Here is a 21,968-nt window from a genome sequence, read left to right on the forward strand (position 1 = left end):
ACTACCTCACCGACGATCGATCCGCGCATAGATGTCGCCCGATTTGGCATCGGCCGGCATCGCAGCAAGTTCCGTCAGCATCTGGCTTCCCGTTTTCCAGCCTTGCGAAACGAAGCGATGCGTTTCGCCCTCGACGCGATTGAAACGATAGTCGCCGATCGAGGCAAGCTTTGCGATCGCGTCGTTGGCAACCGACGGCATGGCGGGAATATACTCGAACGCAATCAGGTCGATGGGCCGGCTCAGGCCTGCCAGAACCGCGGCTTCAGCGCCTTCCACATCGATCTTGATGAAGGCTGGCACACCGAATTTTTCGATGAGATCATCCAGTCGCACCATGGGCACGGTGACCTTCCCATCCCACTTGACGTGGGAGAACCCTGCATTTTTCTTAACCGCCTCGACAAAGCTGGACGAAACGCTGGTGACCGTTGGGTGACGGCTGGAGATCAGCAGATCGACGCTTCCTTGCGTTGCACCCACAGCGACACGTTCGAAGCCCTCAAGCTCTTTGCCAAGATGCTTTTCGACGAAGTCAGCAAAGAGAGGCTGGGGCTCGATTGCGACGACCCTCGCTCCGATCTCGATTAGCGTTCGGCTGCGGCTTCCCACATGAGCGCCGATGTCGAAGACAAGCTGCCCGGGAGAGACGAGGGAGCGGTAGAAGCGCTTCAATCCAAAGCGCCGCCACGGCTGACCGTAATAAACGACGAGAGACCGAGCAAGACCAAGCGATGACGATAGCGTCCTGGCCATCGTCATGCGCTCACCCGCTTGCGCACGAGATACACGATGTCTGCAGCAAATGAGTAAACGAGCGCCAGGAGTGCCGCCGCCGCCAGATAGTTTGAGACTGGAGCAACCACGGCTGGAACGAGGATGAGGCACAGGATCGACACCTGCACCACACAGACGAACTTGCGCCTGATCGATGAAGGAAGATCAGCCGCGAGCGCCGGAACAAGCCAACCGGCCGCGACGAAGAAATACCGCATCAGTCCGATCAGCAGCACCCAGGCACCCGCCTTGTCCAGAAGAGCGGCCGCGACCGAGAGGATGAGGATCAGGAAGGCATCGACTTCCATATCGAAGCGAGCGCCAAGCTCGGATTCTTGACGATACCGCCGTGCGAGATAGCCATCTATTCCGTCAAGCGCCAGCGCCACCACAACGACACCAACGAGGATCCATAAGACCGTGTCCGCCTGCTGCAGACTTTCGAAACAGAGCACAGTTGCTGCAGTCAAACTCACGAGCGAGGCTCGAATGGCCGTCACCGTATTGGCATAGCCGAACCGCCGATGCGGATATTGCGGAAGCAGGTAGAGCACGAAGGCAAATATTGCCGAAAGGGACAGCGTTGCGGCAACAACAAAATCCCACCCCAGCGACATTTCCACACGCACCAAAACCGCGACGGCGATGGTGCCGAGCAGCAGGCAGGCGAGATTTGCCAACGTGTTTCGCACGAGAGGCCTCCGGTCTCTCAAGGTCGCGAGCGACTCGCCCTGTATTAGTGCCATTTTTATCCTCCCGGGATCATGGACTTATTCGGCTGCAACGAGCGTTTCAAGGTCCATCAGATGCCCGGCACGGACGGTCTTGGTGCGGAGGTAGTTCTGGTTCTCGGCGGTGACGGTGCCCGTTACCGGAGCGCGCGCCTCCACCTCGATACCTCCGGCACGAAGGCCGTTGATCTTGGTTGGATTGTTTGTGTAGACGGCGACCTTCTTGATGTTCATATGACCCAACATCGCAACCGCCGCTTCATAACGACGGTGGTCCTCGGAAAGGCCAAGTTCGGCGTCAGCGTCGATCGTGTCAAGGCCGAGATGCTGGTAGCCATAGGCACGCATTTTCGCGCCGATGCCAGTGCCACGACCTTCCTGGTCAAGATAAAGCAGCACGCCGCCACCCGCCTGCTTCAACAGTGCGAGACCATTGCGCAACTGATCCCCACAGTCGCATTTCAGCGAGTTGCAGAGGTCACCCGTAATGCAGGACGAATGGATGCGGATCGGTACGGTGCGCGACACGTCCGGATTGCCAACGACGATCGCAACCTGATCTTTTTGCGCAAGACCGCCGCGAAAAACGACAAACTCGGAATTGCCCAGGTCTTTGAGTGGAACGCGCGTTCTTACCACCTTCTCGAAGCGCTGGAGCGCCATTTCTGTATTCAGCAGGCGTGACGCAGAGAGCTCGCAGCATCCGGCAAAACGCTCAGGCGAGGAAGAAACATCGGCCATGACCATAGCAGGCAGGAGAAGCGCGACACGCGCCAATTCTGCCGTCTGCGATGCAAGTTCGTCGGCTGTCGTCCAATTCTGGGGACGGTCTGCGCCAAGAACGTAGGACAGCCGCGACGCCTCCTCGAAGCTGACGCCCGAAAGCGGCGTGAGTACGTCTCCACCACCCGCAATGCCCAGGCGCGTTGCGCGCGGTGCAGTGAGAAGGAGAGAATGGTTGTTTTCGGTCGCCATCGCAAACTGGTCGTAAATCGAAGGCGCAACGGCATCCAGTGCCAGAACTGCCAGCCGTCGCTCGTTTGAGGAGAAGAGGATTGGGCGACCGTAGCGGAGTTCTGAAACGGCGCGCTCGACTTCGATCTCTGGGGTGGAAAACTGAAAAGCAGCATGGGTGGCAGACGACATGTGACATACTCTCCCTAGACGGTTTTTGTTTTCTACGGAGAAGATCATGGTTGGATTTCTCGCAGACACGGAATTTATTTTAGCAATCCGTACGGAACAAAACGCGTGTCTCGGCAATACGCTCCATTGGAATTTGCATTTATTAGGATCACCATTTTGGCATCAGCATCGGCCGAAACTTTGAGTAACAAGACCACATTATGCCGGGCGCTGTGGATCGAGACGGCCAACCGTTGCGCCATCAGGCAAGAGGGTATCGAACCTCTTCAGGCAGATCAGGTTCTTGTCCGCACGCTCTACAGTGGGATCAGCCGCGGTACCGAATCTCTCGTGCTTGCTGGCAAGGTGCCGCAGAGCGAGTTTGACAGAATGCGCGGCCCTCACATGGAAGGCAGCTTCTCATTTCCGGTAAAGTACGGCTATTCCACAATCGGGAGGATTGAAGCCGGCCCGGACGATCTGATCGGCAAGACGGTATTCTGCCTCCATCCGCATCAGGATCGTTTCGTCACCACGAAGGACATGATCGCTGTATTGCCGGAAGGTCTTCCCCCGGAGCGTGGCGTTCTCGCAGCAAATATGGAGACGGCACTCAACATCGTCTGGGATGCCATGATCCAACCCGGTGACCGTGTCGCTGTCTTTGGCGCCGGCGTCGTAGGAACCTTGATCGCCAACATTTCTCTCCGAATTGCGGGCACCGATACGGTATTGGTGGATACCAATACCGATCGCCGCGCGCATGCTGAGGCCATGGGCATCTCCTTTGCAGAGGCCGGCACGCTCAAGGGCGAATTTGACGTATTGATTAACGCATCGGCGGCCGGCGCCGCGCTTTCCGAAGCCATCGAACATGCTGGCACCGAGGCGCGTATCATCGAGGCAAGCTGGTATGGCGACAAGATCATTTCCATTCCGCTCGGCGGCGCCTTTCATTCCAAGCGCCTGCAACTATTAAGTTCACAGGTAGGTGCCGTTCCCCCTGCACGGCGAGCGCGCTGGAGTTTTGGCCGACGCATGGCGAAAGCTTTGGAACTGTTGGCGGACGATAGCCTCGATCACCTCATTTCCGGCGAGACAGACTTTGCTGATCTGGCCGACGACTATCCCCGTATCCTTTCATCGCAGACGACGCTCTGCCACCGCATCCGCTACTAACGAAAGAGAGACCATGTTCGCAGTCGAAGTCCGAGACCACATCATGATCGCCCACAGCCTTCCGCGTCCGGTATTCGGACCGGCACAGGGCATGCATGGCGCCACCTTCGTCGTCGATGCAGCTTTCTTCACGAAAGACGTGGACGAAGACGGTCTTGCAGTCGACATCGGGGCAGCGACGACTGTTCTCTCCGAAACCCTGAAGCCCTTGAATTATCAGAACCTTGATGAGCTCGATATCTTCAAGGGTAAGGTCAGCACCACTGAAGTCATCGCAAAACACATTTTCGATCAGTTGGCTGAAGCGGTGGCCGTCAAGCGTCTTGGCCCAGGCAGCCATCGGATTTGCCGCATTCGGGTGCTGTTGCATGAATCGCATGCCGCGCGCGGCTGGTATGAGGCCGACCTTTGATATCAAGGCTGGCCTTTGCCTACCCCGGTGATCTCGAGCTGAAAACCGGGGGCTACGGCTATGATCGCGAAATCATAGCGGGGCTCGATCGGCTTGGATGGTCGATCGATCTCCTTCCCCTCGGGGAGGGTTTCCCCTCCCCGTCTTCAAACCTTCTGAGAGAGGCTGAAAGGCGGCTTTCTGCGCTGCCTGACGGCATGCTCGTGATGATTGATGGGCTTGCTTTTGGCGTGATGGACGAGTGGGCAAAACGGGAGGAAACGCGTCTCAAGATCGTGGCGCTCGTTCATCATCCCTTGGCGCTCGAGACCGGCGTCAGCGAGAGCGATCAAACTCGCTTGCGGTACACCGAAACAAACGCGCTTGCCGCCACGCAGCATATTTTCGTCACCTCACCGATGACGGCGCGCGAATTGATCGAGAACTTTGGTGTGCCAGAATCAAAGGTTAGCGTCGCTGTGCCCGGCACAGCAAAGCCGCTGCAAGGGTATAAGACACACAACGAGGTCCCGCAGATCCTCTCCGTCGGCTCACTCACGAGACGGAAAGGCCACGATGTTCTGATCGCATCGCTCGCAACGATCGTCGATCTCGCGTGGCAGGCTACGATCATCGGCAGCCCACATCTCGACCCTTCTGTCGCCTCAGCTCTGGAGGAGCAGATCGGAGCTCTTGGCCTCAATGACCGCATCACGCTTGCGGGCGAATGTGAAGATCTTTCGGCTGCCTATGCCAGCGCCGATATCTTTGCCCTTGCCAGCCGGTATGAAGGCTACGGCATGGTGTTTGCGGAAGCACTCTCGTACGGCCTACCGATCGTTGCATGTCATTCGGGCGCCGTGCCGGATGTCGTCCCAAGCGATGCCGGTTTCCTGGTCCCGGTGGATGATGTCGAGGCTGTGGCCTTTGCACTGAGACGCCTCTTGATCGATCCCCACGAGCGAGCTCGCCGGGCCGAGGCTGCCGCATTCGCGGGCGGAGAGCTTCCGACCTGGACCGATACGTCCACCATCATTTCCAACAGATTGAAAGGTTTGATATGAGCGGCTTTGACAAGGAATGGCTTCGCCTTCGTGAACCGGCCGATCGCGCGGCACGATCGTCGTCTCTTGTTGAGACGGTGAAAACGTACATCGAGTCTCACTCCCCGCGTGTCGTCATGGATATTGGTTGCGGCACCGGATCGACCTTCCGCACCCTCTCGCCACTTCTGGCCGATGTGGACTGGAGGTTGCTGGATTACGAGGCGGTGTTGCTTGACGAAGCAAAACGCCAGATCGGACCGCGGGACGATGTGTCGTTTCATTGCGCCGACCTGAACACGCTCGACGAAAGTCTGCTCGAGAATGTCGCGGTCGTTACCGCATCCGCTTTGTTCGACCTCTGTTCGGAGGATTTTTGCCGCCGATTTATCCAGCGATTGGCACGCAAAAAGATCGGGCTTTATGCCGCGCTCAACTATGATGGCGTCATGGAATGGTCGATCAAGCACCCTTTGGATAGTGCCGTTGTGGCCGATTTCAACGCGCATCAGCGCAAGGACAAGGGTTTCGGACCCGCTCTGGGACCAGATGCCACCGATTATTTATCGGGCTTATGCGAAGAAGCGGGATTCTCCATTGAGACGGCCTCCAGCCCATGGGAGCTTGGACCGGAATCCGAGGCGCTTCAAATCGAGTTTCTTGCTGGGCTTGCCACCCCTATCCACGAAATCGGAAACATCGACCCCGCAGAGTTCAAGCAGTGGCTCGACTTTCGTCTGTCACGCGTTGGCATAGATGGAAGCCGGTGCATCGTCGGCCACACGGATTTCCTGGCCCTTCCGAACGCTTGAATCTGCTTGCGGCTTCAGACAGCAGTCGAAAAGCACATCGCTCCCAAGGCCGTAAATATCGGCCTGAGGGCGGTGAGCATTGCAAAGCTGTGCAATCGGCGGAAGCGAAATGCCGCACGGGCCCGAACCAATGATCAGGGGCGCAATCGCGACATGAAGTCGGTCGATCAGTCCCGCATCGATGAAGCGGGCGATTGTGCGCGCGCCGCCTTCGACAAGAACGCGCTTGAGGCCGCGCTGTGCAAGACAATCAAGAATATCGCGCGGATCAAGACCGCGGCCGTTGCGCTGAAGCTTTACCACCTCGGCGCGATACGACGTTGCGGGGGCGTCATGTCCTTGTATGACGATCACCGGCGCACCGTCATCATTGAACAGTCCTTCCTTCCCCGTCAGTTCGCCTTTGCAGTCGATGATGACACGCGTTGGGCTTGGTCCCCTGACTTCGCGCACGGAGAGCCGGGGATTGTCGTTCTGTACCGTGCCGACACCGACGATGACCGCGTCCACGAGCGCGCGGCACCGATGCAGATGCGCCAGACCGTCAGGTCCGGAAATGTCGCGGGCATCGCCTGTCGGCGTTGCGACGCGCCCATCGAGCGACTGACCAACCTGCGCGATGACGAAACCCTCCCTTCCCGCTGCAATCGGACCATAAAGCATCAGCGCCGGGTCGGCTTCCTTACGGCGGAGCGTGTCCTTCCCATCGCGAATGGAAAGAAGCTTCGTCCAGAGCCTGTCGGTCATGTGAAGGTTGCGCATCGACGTCCCTTTAAAGAATGCGGTAAAGCGTGGCGTCCCGGCGGATCAAATGGTGGAAGATCACAGCCAGCATGTGTAACGCGACCAACGCCAAAATGATCCACGCGCTCCATTCATGGATCGCCGAAAATGTCGGCGCGATGTCTGGAGATTTTCCGATCGGGCTCCAGATAGGCACCAGTCCGAACCACTGCAGGGGAAAGCCATGCGCATTCGTGGCAAGAAAACCCGACACCGGCATGATGATGAGGAAGAGGTAGAGCAGACCGTGGACTGAGTGGGCGGCAATCCGCTCCAGCGCCGGTCCCCCAATCGGTGGCGCCCGTCTATACAGCCTGACTCCTACCCTCAGCAACATGACCCAAAGGATGAGAAAGCCGAGGCTTTCATGGACGAAGTAGAAGTCGAGCTTCACTTCATCTTTGACGAAGCCAATCATCAGCCCCAGCGGCCATGTCAGAAAAACCAGGATGGCAACGATCCAGTGCAGCACCCGCGAAGCGGCACTGTATCTGGGAATATCTGGCAACGATCGATCACTCATCCTCATGACTCCTCCAGGATTGAGCATCATCATGCCACAACGGACGGAGCCAAGGATAGTTGTCGGCATGGATGGAAATCGGTGCGGTACGTTTGCGAGGCGCCGAGTGACCCCAACGTGACCCGATGTCAGGTCACGCTGTTGACCACATTCGTTGTGGCCCGATCAGGCCAGTACGAGATGTCCCGGCGAAACTTCACGATACTCCCTCTTGGGCGCGACATAGCCGACATTGCGGACAGGGCTTTTCAGCTCTTCGATACCGGCATTGCGGCGAATGCCGCGGCGGGCTGGGTCTGGCACGGGCACCGCTGCCATCAGCTTTTTCGTGTAGGCGTGCTGTGGATTGGCAAAGATTTGCGTACGCGGGCCGATTTCGACGATCTCTCCGAGATACATCACCGCCACCCGGTGGCTGACGCGCTCGACAACCGCCATATCATGGCTGATGAAAAGGAAGGCGATTTTGAACTGTTCCTGCAAATCCATCAGCAGATTGCAGACCTGCGCCTTGATCGACACATCAAGGGCGGAGACGCTCTCGTCGGCAACGATGACTTTCGGATTGAGCGCGAGAGCGCGAGCAATCGCCACGCGTTGACGCTGACCGCCGGAAAACTCGTGCGGGTAGCGATCCATCATGGTCGATGACAATCCGACCCGCTCCAGAAGATCAGCCGCTTTTCGACGCGCATCCGATGGTGATGCGATGCGGTGCTTGATCATCGGCTCGGCCACAGCCGACCCAACTGTCATGCGCGGATTGAGACTTGAGAACGGGTCCTGGAAGATCATCTGCACGCTTCGCCTTAAAGAACGCAGGTCCGTTGGGCCGAGCTTCAGCACATCGTAACCGTCGAGAGAGACTTCACCGGACTCCGGCTCCACGAGCCTGGTGATCGACCGGCCCGTTGTGGACTTCCCGCAGCCGGACTCGCCCACCAGGGAAAGCGTCTCCCCTTGAAAGAGATCGAAGCTGATATTCTCGACAGCATGCACCGCACCCGTCACCCGGCCGAAGAGACCGGAGCGGATGGCAAAGCGCGTGACAAGGTTCTTGACCGAAAGAACCGGCGTCAGGCCGCCCTCCACGGTGTCCGCGACCTCGACGCTCTCGCCCACCTCTCCCGTTTGCATATCGACCTTGGGGAAGCGCAGGGGTCTGCCATGTCCATCCATCGAACCAAGTTTCGGCACTGCTGCCAGAAGCGCACGCGTGTAGGGATGCTTTCCACGGTGAAAGATATCCGCGGTGTCACCGGTCTCGACCTGGTCGCCGCGGAACATCACGATGGTGCGATCGGCAATTTCGGCGACGACACCCATATCATGGGTGATGAAGAGGACTGCCATCCCCTCCTCTTCCTGCAAGGTCTTGATCAGGTCGAGGATTTGCCCCTGGATCGTCACGTCGAGTGCGGTCGTCGGTTCATCGGCGATCAGAAGCTTCGGTTTCGAGGCCAGCGCCATGGCAATCATGACACGCTGGCGCATGCCGCCGGAAAATTGATGCGGATACTCGTCGAAACGACCAGCCGCATTGGGAATGCGTACCTTTTCCAGCAGCCGTATCGTTTCGTCCCTGGCTTGACCCTTGGTCATCGCCTTATGCCGGATCAGCACCTCAGAAATCTGCCGCCCGATGGTGAAGACCGGATTGAGCGATGTCATCGGCTCCTGAAAGATCATCGCAACATCATTGCCGCGTACATGGCGCATCTCCTGCTCCGAAAGGGAGAGAATGGCCTTGCCGTTGAGTTCAACCTCACCTTCGATGCGGCTAAACAGGGGATCGAGAAGCCGCATCAGCGATAGCGAGGTGACGCTCTTGCCCGAACCACTTTCACCCACAATCGCGACCGTCTCCCCGGCTTTCACCTCGAAGGAAAGTCCGCGGACCACCGTCTTCCATTCGTCATCGACCTTGAAGGAGGTCGTCAGGTTTTTGACACGCAGAACTGTTTCGCTAGACGTCTGCCCATTGTTGGTCATGGCTCATCTCCCCACAGCATAGGCCTGCATCAGGCGTGGTGTTGCCGCTGCGCGCAGCAGCCCATCGTGATCGCGGCGCGCAGCCGTCAGGCGGCCCACGGTCCAAGGTTCGGCGGGCGTGACGTCATGACCGCGGCTGCGCAATTCGCGCAGAGTATCGTCACCGACGCTCGTCTCGATCATGACATTGCCGGGCTGGCGGGTCCGCGGATAGAACGACCCCGGGAAGTGCGATGTGTGGAAGAGCGGCAGATCGATTGCTTCCTGCAAGTTCAGTCCAAAGTGCGCATAGCGCAGGAAGAAGGACAGTTGCCACTGGTCCTGCTGGTCGCCACCAGGCGTTCCGAAGGCCAATGTCGGGCGACCCTCGAAAAGTGCCAGCGACGGTGTCAATGTCGTGCGAGGGCGCTTGCCCGGCGCAAGAGAGGTCGGAAGACCGGGCTTCAGCCAAAACATCTGCGCGCGGGAATTCAGGCAGAATCCAAGGCCAGGAACGATGGGCGAGCTTTGCAGCCAGCCACCGGACGGCGTGACCGAGACCATGTTGCCTTCCCGGTCGATGACATCGATATGGACGGTGTCACCGCGCTTTTCGGTCAGATGCGACATGGTCGGCTCATAAACCGCCCCGGTGCCTTGCATCGAGTCCAGCATGGAGAGTGTCAGATCGCGCTGGTTTTCGAAGCCATGCACAAGTCCCGGCCGCAGGTCCATCGATGCTTGGTCCGAGATAAGCTTGCGGCGCTCGTCATTGTAAGCGTCCGACAGCAAGGTCTGCACCGGCACCTGCGCAAAGTCCGGGTCTCCGTAGTAAACCTCGCGGTCAGCATAGGCGAGCTTCATCGCCTCAACGACGGTGTGGACGAAATCCGGGCCAGCCGGATCCATCTTGCCGATATCGAGGCCTTTCAACAGCGCGAGCGATTGCAACAGCACTGGCCCCTGCCCCCACGGACCTGTCTTGGCAATCGTCCAGCCGTGATAATCATAGGTGGTCGGTGCATCGATGGTGGCCTGATAGCCCGCCATGTCATCGGCTGTCAGGACACCCTTGTGGCGCGAACCGCTGGCATGCATCACCTCGGCTTCAGCGAGATAGTCGGCAATCTTCTCAGCGACAAAGCCGCGGTAGAAGGCATCGCGTGCCGCTTCAATGCCAGCTTCACGACTAGGCTTGGCTTCAGACTCCTTGACGATCCGCTTCCAGGTTTCGGCAAGAACCGGGTTCTTGAAGTTTGACAGTGGTTGCGGAACGTGACCGCCGGGCACCCACGTCTCGTAGGATGTCGGCCATTCCGTCTCGAAGAAATGCGCAAGTCCCGCAATCGAAGCGGAAACGCGCGCCAGCAGCGGATGGCCGTTTTCGAGATAATGGATGGCGGGCTCCAGCACGTCCCGGACACTCATCGTACCGTAATCGCGCAGCATCAGCATCCAGCCGTCGAAGGCGCCCGGAATCACGGTTGCCAGCAGACCGTCGCCGGGGATGATGTCGATGCCTTCGCCTCTGTAGTGCTCGATGGTTGCGCCAGCAGGGGCCGGACCCTGCGCGCAAATGACCTCGACCTTGTCCTTCTTCTTCGAATAGATCACCGCGGGCATGTCGCCGCCTGGACCGTTCAGATGTGGTTCGAGAACCTGGAGCACGAAGCCCGTTGCCACGGCAGCGTCAAAAGCGTTTCCGCCCTTTTCGAGAATGCTCATGCCGACCGAGGATGCAATCCAGTGCGTGGAGGTCACGACACCGAAGGTACCGAGGATTTCAGGACGAGTTGTGAATGCAGTCATAGGATCAGTCCTTCGGGATTATCAGTGTTCACGCGGATCGAGCGCATCCCGCAGGCCATCGCCCAGGAGATTGAAACCGATCACCACGAGGAAGATGGCTGCACCTGGCCAGATGGCCATCCAGGGTGCCTGTGAAAGATAGTTCTTCGCGACATTGAGCATCGAGCCCCAGCTTGCCGCCGGCGCCTGCTGTCCAAGACCGAGGAAGGACAGGCTTGCCTCGGCAATGATTGCAGTTGCCACCGTCAATGTCGCCTGAACGATAATAGGCGGCACGATGTTGGGAAGGATGTAGCGAAGCATGATATCGTGATGACCGAGCCCGATCGAGCGGGCCCCTTCGATATAGTCCTCCGTCTTGACTGCAAGCACCTGTGCACGTGTCAACCGGATGAAGATCGGCATGGCAGAAAGACCGATCGCGATCATCGCATTGGTGAGGCTTGGGCCAAGAAACGCGGCAAGCGCGATCGCCATGATCAGAAATGGCATTGCCAGAAAGGCTTCCGTGATGCGCGAGATCACCTGGTCGAGCCAGCCGCCGAAATAGCCGGAGATAAGACCGAGCGGAACACCCGTGATGACCGCGATGAACACGGAGACGACGCCCGCCATCAGTGAGGCCTGCGCGCCCCAGATCATACGCGAGAGGATGTCGCGGCCGATATCATCCGTACCAAGCCAATGTGCCGCCGACGGCGCCTTGCGAATAGCGCTCCAGCTTGTGGCATAGGGATCGGCGATCGGCAGAACGGGTGCGAGCAGAGCCACAACTGCAAAGAACACGATGATGATGAGACCGGCGATGGCGCTCTTGTTGCGCTTCATCTTTTTCCATGCGCGATTTTGCGAGCGCTTGGCGACCGGGGCCGCTATTGGAACGGTCGCACTCATATGGCAGCCCTCATGCGTGGATTGAGGAGAACCGTAACGACATCCGCCAGCAGGTTCATCAGGATGAAGCCGATCGCGGTGCAGAGCACCACACCTTGGACGACGGCATAATCACGCGTGAAGACCGCATCGACGATGAGCTTTCCGAAGCCTGGAATGGTGAAAATCTGCTCGGTCAAAACAGCCCCGGCCAGCAATTCTCCGAAGAGCAGCGCCGACAAAGTGATGATGGGCAGAAGAGCGTTTCTGAAGGAATGGCTGAGCACCACCTGCCAGCTGGATAGTCCCTTCGCTCTCGCGGTACGGATATAGTCGGACTTCATCACCGAGAGCATGGCAGATCGCGTGTGACGCATCAGCGTCGCCGCCAGCGCATTACCGAGAACGAAGGACGGCATGATCATGGTCTGGATCGAGCGCACGGGATCAACGAAAATAGATTCGTAGCCTGATGCCGGAAGCCATCCGAGATGGACCGACACCAGCAGGATCAGCATGATACCAAGCCAGAAATTCGGGATAGAGAGACCGGACAGCGCCACGATGTTCGAAAGATAATCGATCCACGTATTCTGTTTGACGGCAGCAAGAATGCCGATCGGCACACCGATGATCAGCGCAAAGAACATCGACATCACGGCAAGCTGGATGGTGACCGGCAGCTTCTGGCCGATCAATTCAAGAACCGGCTGATTGGTCCTCAGCGATATGCCGAAATCCCCCTGAAGCACCGATCCGAGCCAGTAGAAATACTGGTAAACGACCGGGTCGTTCAATCGATACCGCTCGCGCAGGAGTTCGATGACGGCAGGATCGCGCTCCTCACCCGCCATGGCGAGAATGGGATCGCCCGGCAGAAGCTTTTGCAGCGAGAAAACAAAAATGGAAATGATAAGCAGCGTTGGTATGGCAACCAGGAGCCGCTTGCCGATATAGATGTGCATTGGATCGATCCTTGAAACACCGGAGGTGCCAGAGATTGGCACAGGCGCCGTTGCCAGCGCCTGCGACGGAACATCAAGGGCTTATGAGCCTTTCTTCACCCCGGTCAGGCGGATCATGCCATCGGATGAAGGGGTGAAGCCGGTCACCGCTTTGGAGGTCGCGTAGAGATAGGCTTGATGGCCGAGATAGATCAGCGGCAGATCGTCATCGAGGATTTTGGTCGCCGCATCATACTTCTCCTTGCGAACAGCATTGTCAGTCGAGGCACGCGCCTCATCAAGCAGCTTGTCCACTTCCGGATTGCAATATTTGGTGTCGTTGATGCCACCCTTGCAGGTGACGAACTGGTGGATATTGCCGTCGGGATCGGAACGACCAGACCAGTCTGAGCGTGAAAGCACGTAGTTGCCCGCCGTCTGCTCGGAAAGCAGTGTGGCAAACTCGGTTGCCTTCAGTTTCACGTCGAAGCCAGCCTCCGCCGCCATAGCCTGGATGACCTGCATCATCTGCGTCTGAGTGGTGTTGTTGGCATGCTGCAACTCGATTTCGTAGCGGTCGAAGCCAGCTTCCTTCATCAGCGCCTTGGCTTTTTCCACGTCGCGCGCCGGCACGGGGACGTCCTTGTTGTACCAGGGGCTGGTCGGTGGCCATGCCTGGTTACCGGCCATTGCCGTCCCTTCGAAGACGACCTGGTTGATCGCCTCGCGATCGATGGCAAGCGAGAAAGCCTGACGCAGACGCTTGTCCTTGCCAAAAGGATTGTCGGCCTTCGGACCGTTGCCGATATTGACATACATGGCCATGTAGCCCGGTCCCACGACTTCACCATAGGTCAGCTTCGGATCGTCCTTGACCGATGCCGCATCCGAAGCAGAGATGCGCTCCGCCATGTCGAGATCACCGGCGCGCAGGTTTGCCAGACGTACCGTGGTGTCCGGGATCGGCAGGAAGGTCACCTTGTCGAGGAAGATGTTGTCCTTGTTCCAATAATCGGCAAACTTTTCCAGCACGATACGGTCCTGCTGAATGCGCTCGACGAACTTGAAGGGTCCGGCACAAACCGGCTTGGAACCGAAGTTCGCACCGAGTTCCTTGCCGGCCTTCGGCGAAATCATCATGCCGGCGCGGTCAGAAAGCTGTGCCAGCAGGCTGGCATCAGGCTTCTTCAACGTGAACTTGATCTGATACTCGCCGATCGCTTCCACCTTCGCCACGGAGGCGAGTTCGCTCTTGCGGCGAGATTCCGGCATCGTCATGTTGCGCTCGATCGTATAGACGGCCGCCTCGGCATTGAACGGCGTGCCGTCGTGAAAAACGACGCCTTCACGCAGGTCCATCGTCAGCGTGTTGCCATTGTCGCCCCAGGCCCATTTGGTGGCCAGTTGCGGAACGACGGACAGATTGTTGTCGAGATCCACCAGCTTGTCGCACATGCTGGTATAGACGAGGCGCCCCACGAAGGTTCGCGATTGGGCGGGATCGAGCACGTCGGCGTCGTCCTGCAGGCCGATGCGAATATCCGCGGCAAAGGCCGAGGTGGAGAGCAATGCTGCGGTCAGCAGAGTGGCGGAAAATTTGGTGATCTGTCTCATGTCGTTCTTCCTCTGGATGGTGTTCAGGCAGCCGGTGTTCCGGTTCTTGCCGCGGTGATGTCTGTCAGATCTCTCCCTTCGATCCGTGATCGAGATGATCCATCGATGTCTGGCGGATAAGGCGCTCCTGCAGTGTCAGGAGGTGATTGCGCATGGCTTCACCGGCCTTGGAAGGATCGCGTGCCGCAATCGCGTCGATGATTTCGGCATGCTGGTCGCGCGATTCCTTCAGCGTGTCATCGAGCCGGCGGGCGCGCTCGCGAACCGCCTGCCAGGACGGGTCTTGGCGCACGCGATTGACGACGTCGAAGAGCGACAGAAAAAGCTGATTGCCCGCGCTCTGGGCGATCAGACGATGGAGCGAACCATCCCAAAGCTCCCGCCAATCCGCATCGGTGCGCTCATAGATCTTGGCGCAGGTTTCGCGCATGCGCAGAATATCGGAAGGTTTGGCTCGCATGGCGGCAAGCTGCGCCAGTTGCGGTTCGATGCGAAGACGCACCTCCATGATTTCCATGAAGTTCGTGCCGGGGACGAGGCTTGCCGCATGGTCGCCCCAGCTATCGGGCTTCTGACCGAGGAACGTGCCTGCACCCTGGCGGCGCCAGATCAAGCCTTCCGCTTCAAGCACTTCCAGTGCTCGCCGAATTTCACGGCGGCCCGCACTAAGGCGCTCACTCAACGTGCGCTCCGTCGGCAATTTTCCATCGCGACCAAAAGCACTTACAGCGATAAGTTCGCGCAGACGTTCAAGCGCGTAGTTCGCATTGTCGAGACCAGCGATGTTGGATTTCTCATTCATTGGTGCGTACCAATTTCACATTGGTTCAATGAATGCGGAACGAGCTCATTCGTCAAGCTCAAATTTTATCCACGCAGAAATTTTATGCAGAAAACGCACCACCGAGCGAATATGCTTGCCTGAGATATATGGAAAAAGCAGCGGCCATGGTACGGACCGCTGCTTTCTAAAATCGCTAAAGATGATTTTTAAATTAGAACAAGCTCAAGCTGCCAAACCGGTTTGATGAATTTCCACAAGCTCCTGATAGCATGATGTATTTCCTGCAAGAACAGGCTGACCTTCGAAGAGCTTTTCGCCCTCCAGCGAGAATGGCATGACCTGACCACCGGCTTCTTTCACCAGGCAGAAACCGGCCATGCAGTCCCAGGCTCGCATATGGGGTTCATAGTAACCGACCAGCCGGCCTGCAGCCACATAGGCCAGCATTAGCGCGCCGGAGCCGTTGCGGATAAAATTGCCGCCACGCGCCATGACATCACTGATGATCCGACCAACTCTCTCCGGCGTGACGTAATTGTTGGAACCGATGCCGGTCAGAGCGTTTTGAATATTTCTGGAAGGATCGAGCGTCAAACGCCTGCCGTTCAGGGTCGCGCCATGTCCTTCAGCAGATGCGTAAGTCTCGTCGGCACATGGCACGCGGATCACGCCGATGACCGGCTTTCCTTCCCGGACCACGGCGATCGAGACGCACCAGCTTGGCATGCCGTTGACGAAAGGCGCGGTCCCATCGATCGGGTCTACCACCCAGGTGTAGCCGGAGACACCGTCGTCATAGCCATGCTCCTCGCCAAGAAAGCCGTCGCCGGAGAAGGTCGCAGCGACGCGCTCCCGCAGCATGGTTTCGACGTTGCGATCGGCGATCGAGACGACGTCCTGAAGATCCCTCTTCGTCTCGATCACCAGGCTGTCGCGCTTGTTGAAATAGTCGAGCGCCATCGCACCGGCCTCGACCGCCAATTCCTGTGCAAGCGCAAAGCGCTGTTCGAGGCCGTCATTCCGTTCTGTCATTTCCAATGTCCTTGATTGAATTCACTAAGGTCACGCGTCGATGAGCGCTATGCCACGATTTTTAAAACTGAGTGTGACATCGCTGGTCTCGTTCACAGTCTGGTTCATGTCGTGATCAACGATGAACAGCGTGCCGACTTCTGTCTCGACTTCGTATTCCAGGTGCCCGCCGAGATAGGCCGTGTGCAGCACGCGTCCCGGCATCCCGGTCTCGCCCGGCCCGCCGATCCGGATCGACCCTGGACGAACGGCGAGTTTTGCTGCGCCAGCGCGCGGATGCCTGCTTGGAATGCGATGTTCCGTCTTGCCGATCCGGACGATCGCTTCCTCGCCTGTCTGTGAGATGACTTCGCAAGGCACGACATTTGCCTCGCCCATGAAGTCCGCAATGAAGGACGATGCCGGGGCTTCGTAGAGCTCGCGCGGTGCTCCCGATTGGGCAATCTCACCCTCCTTCATGACGATGATGCGATCGGAGACCGCCAGCGCCTCATCCTGGTCGTGCGTGACGTAGACAGCCGTAAAGCCGATGCGCTGTTGCAGTTCACGAATGTCGGTGCGGACCCTTCGACGTAGACGTGCGTCGAGGTTCGACAAGGGCTCGTCGAGCAGGAGCACCTGCGGCTCCAGCACAAGGGCTCGCGCAACTGCCACGCGCTGCTGCTGCCCGCCGGAAAGTTCGGCAGGTAGACGATGGCCCATGCCGGCGAGACCGACGAGGCGCAGCCCTTCCTCCGCCTTGTCACGCGCCTCGTTCTTCTTTAGCCCGGAGGATCGAAGGCCGTAGGCCACATTGTCCAGTGCACTCATATGCGGAAACAGCGCATAGGACTGGAACACCATCGACACGTCGCGCTCATTGGCGGGCAGCATGGTGACATCCTTGTCGCCGATCAGGATCCGGCCGGAGTTCGGATGCTCGAGGCCGGCGAGCATTCGAAGGGTCGTCGTCTTTCCGCAACCGGATGGACCGAGGAGCGTCACGAGCGTGCCCGGCTCGATCGTCAAGGAGAGATCCGGTATGGCAGTAAACGCGCCGAAGGTCTTGCGAACATTCTGGAAAACGACTGAGCCGGGTTTGACGGTAATCATGCGGCTTTCTCCTGAGGATTGGATGGGGATGTAGCTAGGGAAACGCCGGCAACCCGGTTTTCACGGCGAAGGCGTCTTTCTCCAACCGCGAGTTGGAAGCCGGCAATGACGGTTATCATGACGACGATCAGCATGGACGAGTAGGCGATCGCCACCCCGTATTCCCCATTTTCAACGAGACCGACAATGTAGGATGTCGCCATGTTGTACTGGGCGCTGACGAGAAAGATCACAGCACTGATGGACGTGATGGCGCGCACGAAGGAATAGACGAGTGCCGCGCGGATCGCCGGACGAAGCAACGGCAGCACCACCAGCCGTATGGTGCGGAAGCTGTTTGCGCGTAGCGTCATGGAAGCTTCATCCAGGCTCTTGTCCAGCTGACTCATGGCAGCGATGCCCCCGCGCACGCCAACCGGCATGTTGCGAAACACGAAGCACAGGATCAGGATGAGGGCCGAGCCCGTCATTTCAAGCGGTGGCAGGTTGAATGCCATGATGTAGCTCACGCCGATGACCGTGCCCGGAATTGCAAAGCTCATCATCAATGCGAATTCGAAGAGATTGCGCCCGGCAAATTTCTGCCTGACGATGATGTAGGCAGTGAGTAAGCCGACGGCCGCCGTCAGGGGTGCAGCAATGAGCGCGATTTCCATCGTCGTCCAGAAGGAGTTCCAGGCAACGCCGGTCCAGGCGATGGAGCCGTTGCTGATGCTGACGGAGAAGGCACGAACGTAGTGATCGATCGTCAGCGTGTTGTCCAAGCCCCAGGTCTTCACGAACCCACCGACAAGGATCATGCCATAGACGACGACGGTAAAGATCATCCACGGAACCACCAGCGCGTGGACTGCAATGGACATCGACTTCGGCAGCGCGATATGCGCGCCGCTGTCTCCTTTGCCCGTCACCGTGGCAAAGTTCTTTCCCGCCAGCCAGAAGCGCTGCGCAATAAAGGCAGAGAGCGTGAAGCAAAGCAGGACGATAGCGAGCACGGCCGCTCGCGAAGGGTCGTTCTGAGAACCAACCACTGCAAAGAAGATTTCGGTTGAGAGAACACCATGGCTCCCACCCAGCACCAGCGGGTTGCCGAAATCGGCCATACTTTCGATGAAGCCGATCAGGAACGCGTTTGCGAGGCCAGGCTTCATCAGCGGCAGGGATACGCGCCAGAAGGTCCGCCAGCGGTCGGCACGAAGCGTCTGAGATGCCTCTTCCATGGAAGGGCTCACCCCTTCGACAACGCCGATGAGGACAAGGAAGGAGATGGGCGTGAACGAGAGAACCTGGGCGATCCAGATGCCCGGCAGACCATAGAGCCAGCGACCCGGTTCGACGCCAAAGACGCCAGACATGAATTCGGTTACGACGCCCGCGCGCCCGAAAAGCAGCGTGAGTGCGAGGCCGATCACGAATGGAGGCGTGATAATCGGCAGCACCGTCAACAGACGCAAACCCTTCTTGAAAGGAAAGCGTGTTCTTGTCGCAACCAGTGCGAAGGCAAGACCGAGAATGGTGGACCCTGCTGCCGTCATGATCGCCAGAAACAGGGTTCTCCATGCCACGCCGCAACGACCACCGCTCATGACACAGTCAAGGCTCCAGATGCCTGGATCGCGCATGTTGCGGATGAAGCCGTCAGGATTGAAGGAACCGTCGAAGTCCTGAAGCGCGCCGACCATCATGCTGCCGATCGGATAAAAGACGAAAACGCTTACAAGAAAAATCAGCAGCGAGATGCATGAGACGATAAAGGCATCGCCCTTCATGAAGCCTCGCTCGGCAAGCCCGAAGGAGATGAAAAGGACAAAGACGAAGGCCATCGTCACCGCGCCTGCACCCATGGAAGGCTGACCATCCGCCAAGGCGCCAAAGAGACCTTCGGTCGCCTGCCAAGTCCAGCCGGAAAATCCGATTGCCAATCCCTGAAGGACGAGGAACCCAAGACCGAGGCTGCCCGCTATCACCAGCAAGGCGCCGCGCTTTTCGGTGTCCGGTACGATCCGTGCGATCGCTCCCATGAGGAAAAACCCAACAACGCCGAACAGCCAGACGCGACCTTCAGACACCATCTGAAGAATGCCGGGAGCGACCGCCTTGGACAGCGGGAATTCCGCCAGCCAGCCGAGGCCGTAGAAACCGCCTTCAATGCGGTACCAGGGAACGAGCACAAGGGCCGCCAGTCCCACGGCCAGAACAATGTCCAGCCGGCGATTGCCATGTGTCATGGTCAACCTCACAAATTTGAGTGTATCGGAAAGGGGCCGCCTTCATCCCTCAACCAGTCGAAAACTTGAAGATGAAGGCGGCAGGAGGGAGCTATCAGTTGGCGGCTGCGCCGACATCCTTGTCCCAACGTTCCAGCAAGGCCTTGCGCTTTGCGGGGTCGCCATAGGTCTTGAAGTCGTAGTTGATCAGCTTGATATCTTCAAAGCGTGGAGCTTCTTTGGGAATTTCAGCATTCTTGTTGGATGGAAGCTGGAACGACTTGGCATCCTTCATCCGCGACTGCACATCGGCCTGCAGCGCCCAGTCGTACCAGATCTTGGCGTTTTCCATATTGCGCGCGCCCTTGACGATCGACATGGAGCCGATCTCGTAACCCGTGCCTTCGCAAGGGGCGACTGACTTCACGGGGAAGCCTTCTGCCGTCTGAGCGACGGCATCGTGCATGAAGACAATCCCGAGCGCCGTCTCCCCGCGGGCAGCAGCCTTGACGGGCGCCGAACCTGACTTGGTATATTGGGAGATGTTGGCGTTCAGCTTCTTCAGATAATCGAAGGCCTGATCTTCACCCATGATCTGGGCAAGCGAAGCAAGCGCCGTGTAAGCCGTTCCCGACGAGTTCGGATTGGCGATCTGGATTTCACCCTTCAACTCTGGATCAAGCAGGTCTGCCCAGCACTTCGGCTCCTTGAAACCCTTCCTTTTGAAGATGTCGGTATTGTAGCCCCAGCCCAGAGCACCGGCATAGACGCCAACCGTCTTGTAGCCGGCGCTCTCTGCCTGGTTCTTTGCCCAATCCTGCAGCTGGTCCAACATCTTCGATTTGTATTCGAGCGTCAGGTTTTCAGATGCTGCCTGAAGGTGCGGATCGCCGGTACCAGCCCACCAGACATCGGTCTTCGGATTGCGCGCTTCTGCGCGGATCTTGGCGTATGCCTCGCCGGACGACATGCGCACCATGTTGACCTTGATGTCGTGGCTCTTTTCGAAGTCGCCCTTCATTTGTTCGCAGATCACCACATCTGCAGCGCAGATGAGGTTGAGGTCACCGGCCGCATGGGCGGGTAAGCTCATCAAAGTTGTACCTGCCAGAAGCAGGCTGGAAATAAGTGTCAGTCGCATGTTTTCCTCCATGATGTGCGTCTGAATGCTGATCTCAGGACATGGCTTCGCCATTCGGCATGCCGTCGCTGCCGTCTGTCCCGTTCAAGGTTGCTCGCTTACTGGCTAGGCGGATGGACTTCCGTATCGAACCTTAGAAGAAGTCTGCCTCTTTCCTCTGGATTGCCAAATGTCGCAAAATCATAATCGACCATCTTGATAAGCGAGAGGTCGGGTGCTCCCGGTGGCAGGACGGCCTTCGCGTTGGAGGGGACCTGGTTCTGCCCGGCAGCAGCACCTGTCGCCTGCCCTTCTGGGCTCAGTGCAAAATCCACGAAATGCCTTGCCTCGTCCCTGTTCTTCGCGCCACGAATGATGCTGACCGCGCCGATCTCGTATCCTGTGCCCTCGCAAGGGGCGACGATGACAAGCGGCGCGCCCGCCTCCTTCTGCGTCACCGCATCGTGCATGAAGGATATCCCGATCAGGGCTTCTCCACGAGCGGCAGCCTTTACCGGAGCAGAACCGGCTCTGGTATAATCGGTGACATTGCGATTAAGCGCCATCATGTAGCTGAATGCCTCGTCCTCACCGAAGAGTTGCACGAGCGTCGCAAGCATCGTGAAGGCCGTACCCGAATAGTTGGGATTGGGCGTGACGATCTTACCGCGATAGGCCTCGCTGATCAGATCCTTCCAGCACGTTGGCGCCGAAAGGCCTTGCTTTTGCAGAAGCTCGCTATTGTAGGCAAAGCCGAGCGCACCGGCGTAAATCCCCGCCGCCTGCCCACCCGACATGGCAAAGAAATTCTGAGCCCAGGGAAGAACCTCGGTCTCATGTACGGAAGCGTAAGCCTCTAGCAAATCTTCGGACGCCGCCTGCAGATGCGTGTCGCCGGTGCCGCCCCACCAGACATCAACGGTTGGTGCATTCTTTTCCCGTCTGATCTGATCGAGAACTTCACCCGTGCTCTTGCGCACCATCACGGTCTGGACGCCGCTTTTCAGCTCGTAGGCGCGTTGCATTGCCCCACACCACGCTTCGTCCGCCGCGCAGAGCACGCTCAGCTTCCCGCCGTTCTGTGCAAAGGCCGCGCCGCCAACCCACAGGATCAGCCCGGCGCTCAATGCCGCAAGCAGTGATTTCAATCGATCCTCC

20 protein-coding genes are annotated in these 21,968 nt (G+C 58.3%); 4 read left to right on the plus strand and 16 right to left on the minus strand.

Annotated elements, in window-relative coordinates:
- Positions 1–6: 6 nt before the first annotated feature.
- Genes EYC79_RS02325 through ribA form a run of 3 tightly spaced genes read right to left on the minus strand, consistent with a single transcriptional unit; the run spans position 7 to position 2,654 of the window.
- Positions 7–762, minus strand: a complete 756-nt coding sequence (locus EYC79_RS02325) for an FkbM family methyltransferase (protein ID WP_245495172.1) — start codon at positions 760–762, stop codon at positions 7–9.
- Positions 759–1,523, minus strand: a complete 765-nt coding sequence (locus EYC79_RS02330) for a CDP-alcohol phosphatidyltransferase family protein (protein ID WP_062424334.1) — start codon at positions 1,521–1,523, stop codon at positions 759–761. The genes EYC79_RS02325 and EYC79_RS02330 overlap by 4 nt, the downstream gene beginning before the upstream one ends.
- A 24-nt stretch (positions 1,524–1,547) precedes the next feature.
- The gene (ribA, locus tag EYC79_RS02335) at positions 1,548–2,654 is read right to left on the minus strand and encodes a GTP cyclohydrolase II RibA (protein ID WP_130977034.1); all 1,107 of its coding nucleotides are present in this window, start codon (positions 2,652–2,654) and stop codon (positions 1,548–1,550) included.
- Between the two features lie 156 nt (positions 2,655–2,810).
- Between ribA and EYC79_RS02340 the strand changes: the two genes are divergently transcribed.
- Genes EYC79_RS02340 through EYC79_RS02355 form a run of 4 tightly spaced genes read left to right on the plus strand, consistent with a single transcriptional unit; the run spans position 2,811 to position 6,058 of the window.
- Entirely contained in the window at positions 2,811–3,812 is a 1,002-nt protein-coding gene (locus tag EYC79_RS02340) for a zinc-dependent alcohol dehydrogenase (RefSeq protein WP_130977035.1), read from the plus strand.
- A 13-nt stretch (positions 3,813–3,825) separates the two neighbouring features.
- On the plus strand, positions 3,826–4,224 hold the full coding sequence (locus EYC79_RS02345) for a 6-pyruvoyl trahydropterin synthase family protein (RefSeq protein ID WP_062424332.1): 399 nt from the start codon (positions 3,826–3,828) through the stop codon (positions 4,222–4,224).
- A complete protein-coding gene (locus EYC79_RS02350) occupies positions 4,221–5,267 on the plus strand; it encodes a glycosyltransferase family 4 protein (protein ID WP_130977036.1) in 1,047 nt (348 codons plus the stop codon). Before EYC79_RS02345 ends, EYC79_RS02350 begins: the two co-directional genes overlap by 4 nt.
- Positions 5,264–6,058, plus strand: a complete 795-nt coding sequence (locus tag EYC79_RS02355; protein WP_130977037.1) for a class I SAM-dependent methyltransferase — start codon at positions 5,264–5,266, stop codon at positions 6,056–6,058. Before EYC79_RS02350 ends, EYC79_RS02355 begins: the two co-directional genes overlap by 4 nt.
- Here the strand turns inward: EYC79_RS02355 and EYC79_RS02360 are convergent.
- The 13 genes from EYC79_RS02360 to EYC79_RS02420 form a co-directional block, all read right to left on the minus strand.
- A complete protein-coding gene (locus tag EYC79_RS02360; RefSeq protein ID WP_130977038.1) occupies positions 5,987–6,820 on the minus strand; it encodes a RibD family protein in 834 nt (277 codons plus the stop codon). The genes EYC79_RS02355 and EYC79_RS02360 overlap by 72 nt on opposite strands.
- A gap of 10 nt (positions 6,821–6,830) precedes the next feature.
- Positions 6,831–7,370: a cytochrome b gene (locus EYC79_RS02365; protein WP_418121685.1), complete on the minus strand. Its 540-nt coding sequence runs from the start codon at positions 7,368–7,370 to the stop codon at positions 6,831–6,833.
- Positions 7,371–7,529: 159 nt separating this feature from the next.
- Positions 7,530–9,356, minus strand: coding sequence for an ABC transporter ATP-binding protein (locus EYC79_RS02370; protein WP_130977039.1), 1,827 nt, complete (start codon positions 9,354–9,356; stop codon positions 7,530–7,532).
- A 3-nt stretch (positions 9,357–9,359) separates the two neighbouring features.
- A complete protein-coding gene (locus EYC79_RS02375) occupies positions 9,360–11,144 on the minus strand; it encodes a gamma-glutamyltransferase family protein (protein WP_130977040.1) in 1,785 nt (594 codons plus the stop codon).
- 21 nt (positions 11,145–11,165) lie between these two features.
- Positions 11,166–12,038: an ABC transporter permease gene (locus tag EYC79_RS02380; RefSeq protein ID WP_130977041.1), complete on the minus strand. Its 873-nt coding sequence runs from the start codon at positions 12,036–12,038 to the stop codon at positions 11,166–11,168.
- Positions 12,035–12,982, minus strand: coding sequence for an ABC transporter permease (locus EYC79_RS02385; protein ID WP_062441422.1), 948 nt, complete (start codon positions 12,980–12,982; stop codon positions 12,035–12,037). The genes EYC79_RS02380 and EYC79_RS02385 overlap by 4 nt, the downstream gene beginning before the upstream one ends.
- An 81-nt stretch (positions 12,983–13,063) precedes the next feature.
- A complete protein-coding gene (locus EYC79_RS02390) occupies positions 13,064–14,575 on the minus strand; it encodes an ABC transporter substrate-binding protein (RefSeq protein ID WP_130977042.1) in 1,512 nt (503 codons plus the stop codon).
- Between the two features lie 64 nt (positions 14,576–14,639).
- A complete protein-coding gene (locus tag EYC79_RS02395; protein ID WP_130977043.1) occupies positions 14,640–15,377 on the minus strand; it encodes a FadR/GntR family transcriptional regulator in 738 nt (245 codons plus the stop codon).
- 204 nt (positions 15,378–15,581) lie between these two features.
- A complete protein-coding gene (locus tag EYC79_RS02400) occupies positions 15,582–16,391 on the minus strand; it encodes an inositol monophosphatase family protein (protein ID WP_130977044.1) in 810 nt (269 codons plus the stop codon).
- A gap of 30 nt (positions 16,392–16,421) precedes the next feature.
- A complete protein-coding gene (locus EYC79_RS02405) occupies positions 16,422–17,483 on the minus strand; it encodes an ABC transporter ATP-binding protein (protein WP_130977045.1) in 1,062 nt (353 codons plus the stop codon).
- Positions 17,480–19,711, minus strand: coding sequence for an ABC transporter permease (locus EYC79_RS02410; protein WP_130977046.1), 2,232 nt, complete (start codon positions 19,709–19,711; stop codon positions 17,480–17,482). The genes EYC79_RS02405 and EYC79_RS02410 overlap by 4 nt, the downstream gene beginning before the upstream one ends.
- 94 nt (positions 19,712–19,805) lie before the next feature.
- Entirely contained in the window at positions 19,806–20,831 is a 1,026-nt protein-coding gene (locus EYC79_RS02415; protein ID WP_111846798.1) for an ABC transporter substrate-binding protein, read from the minus strand.
- A 98-nt stretch (positions 20,832–20,929) separates the two neighbouring features.
- A complete protein-coding gene (locus EYC79_RS02420; protein WP_116493405.1) occupies positions 20,930–21,958 on the minus strand; it encodes an ABC transporter substrate-binding protein in 1,029 nt (342 codons plus the stop codon).
- Positions 21,959–21,968 lie beyond the last annotated feature (10 nt).

Origin of the sequence: Agrobacterium cavarae (assembly GCF_004310285.1) — a bacterium.
Taxonomy (GTDB): domain Bacteria; phylum Pseudomonadota; class Alphaproteobacteria; order Rhizobiales; family Rhizobiaceae; genus Agrobacterium; species Agrobacterium cavarae.

What these genes read in the sequence shown, in the direction of transcription:
- EYC79_RS02325 (WP_245495172.1), bottom strand. Translation starts at nt 762, where the DNA reads ATGACGATGGCCAGGACGCTATCGTCATCGCTTGGTCTTGCTCGGTCT.
- EYC79_RS02330 (WP_062424334.1), bottom strand. Translation starts at nt 1,523, where the DNA reads ATGGCACTAATACAGGGCGAGTCGCTCGCGACCTTGAGAGACCGGAGG.
- ribA (WP_130977034.1), bottom strand. Translation starts at nt 2,654, where the DNA reads ATGTCGTCTGCCACCCATGCTGCTTTTCAGTTTTCCACCCCAGAGATC.
- EYC79_RS02345 (WP_062424332.1), top strand. Translation starts at nt 3,826, where the DNA reads ATGTTCGCAGTCGAAGTCCGAGACCACATCATGATCGCCCACAGCCTT.
- EYC79_RS02355 (WP_130977037.1), top strand. Translation starts at nt 5,264, where the DNA reads ATGAGCGGCTTTGACAAGGAATGGCTTCGCCTTCGTGAACCGGCCGAT.
- EYC79_RS02360 (WP_130977038.1), bottom strand. Translation starts at nt 6,820, where the DNA reads ATGCGCAACCTTCACATGACCGACAGGCTCTGGACGAAGCTTCTTTCC.
- EYC79_RS02365 (WP_418121685.1), bottom strand. Translation starts at nt 7,370, where the DNA reads ATGAGGATGAGTGATCGATCGTTGCCAGATATTCCCAGATACAGTGCC.
- EYC79_RS02370 (WP_130977039.1), bottom strand. Translation starts at nt 9,356, where the DNA reads ATGACCAACAATGGGCAGACGTCTAGCGAAACAGTTCTGCGTGTCAAA.
- EYC79_RS02375 (WP_130977040.1), bottom strand. Translation starts at nt 11,144, where the DNA reads ATGACTGCATTCACAACTCGTCCTGAAATCCTCGGTACCTTCGGTGTC.
- EYC79_RS02380 (WP_130977041.1), bottom strand. Translation starts at nt 12,038, where the DNA reads ATGAGTGCGACCGTTCCAATAGCGGCCCCGGTCGCCAAGCGCTCGCAA.
- EYC79_RS02385 (WP_062441422.1), bottom strand. Translation starts at nt 12,982, where the DNA reads ATGCACATCTATATCGGCAAGCGGCTCCTGGTTGCCATACCAACGCTG.
- EYC79_RS02390 (WP_130977042.1), bottom strand. Translation starts at nt 14,575, where the DNA reads ATGAGACAGATCACCAAATTTTCCGCCACTCTGCTGACCGCAGCATTG.
- EYC79_RS02395 (WP_130977043.1), bottom strand. Translation starts at nt 15,377, where the DNA reads ATGAATGAGAAATCCAACATCGCTGGTCTCGACAATGCGAACTACGCG.
- EYC79_RS02400 (WP_130977044.1), bottom strand. Translation starts at nt 16,391, where the DNA reads ATGACAGAACGGAATGACGGCCTCGAACAGCGCTTTGCGCTTGCACAG.
- EYC79_RS02405 (WP_130977045.1), bottom strand. Translation starts at nt 17,483, where the DNA reads ATGATTACCGTCAAACCCGGCTCAGTCGTTTTCCAGAATGTTCGCAAG.
- EYC79_RS02410 (WP_130977046.1), bottom strand. Translation starts at nt 19,711, where the DNA reads ATGACACATGGCAATCGCCGGCTGGACATTGTTCTGGCCGTGGGACTG.
- EYC79_RS02415 (WP_111846798.1), bottom strand. Translation starts at nt 20,831, where the DNA reads ATGCGACTGACACTTATTTCCAGCCTGCTTCTGGCAGGTACAACTTTG.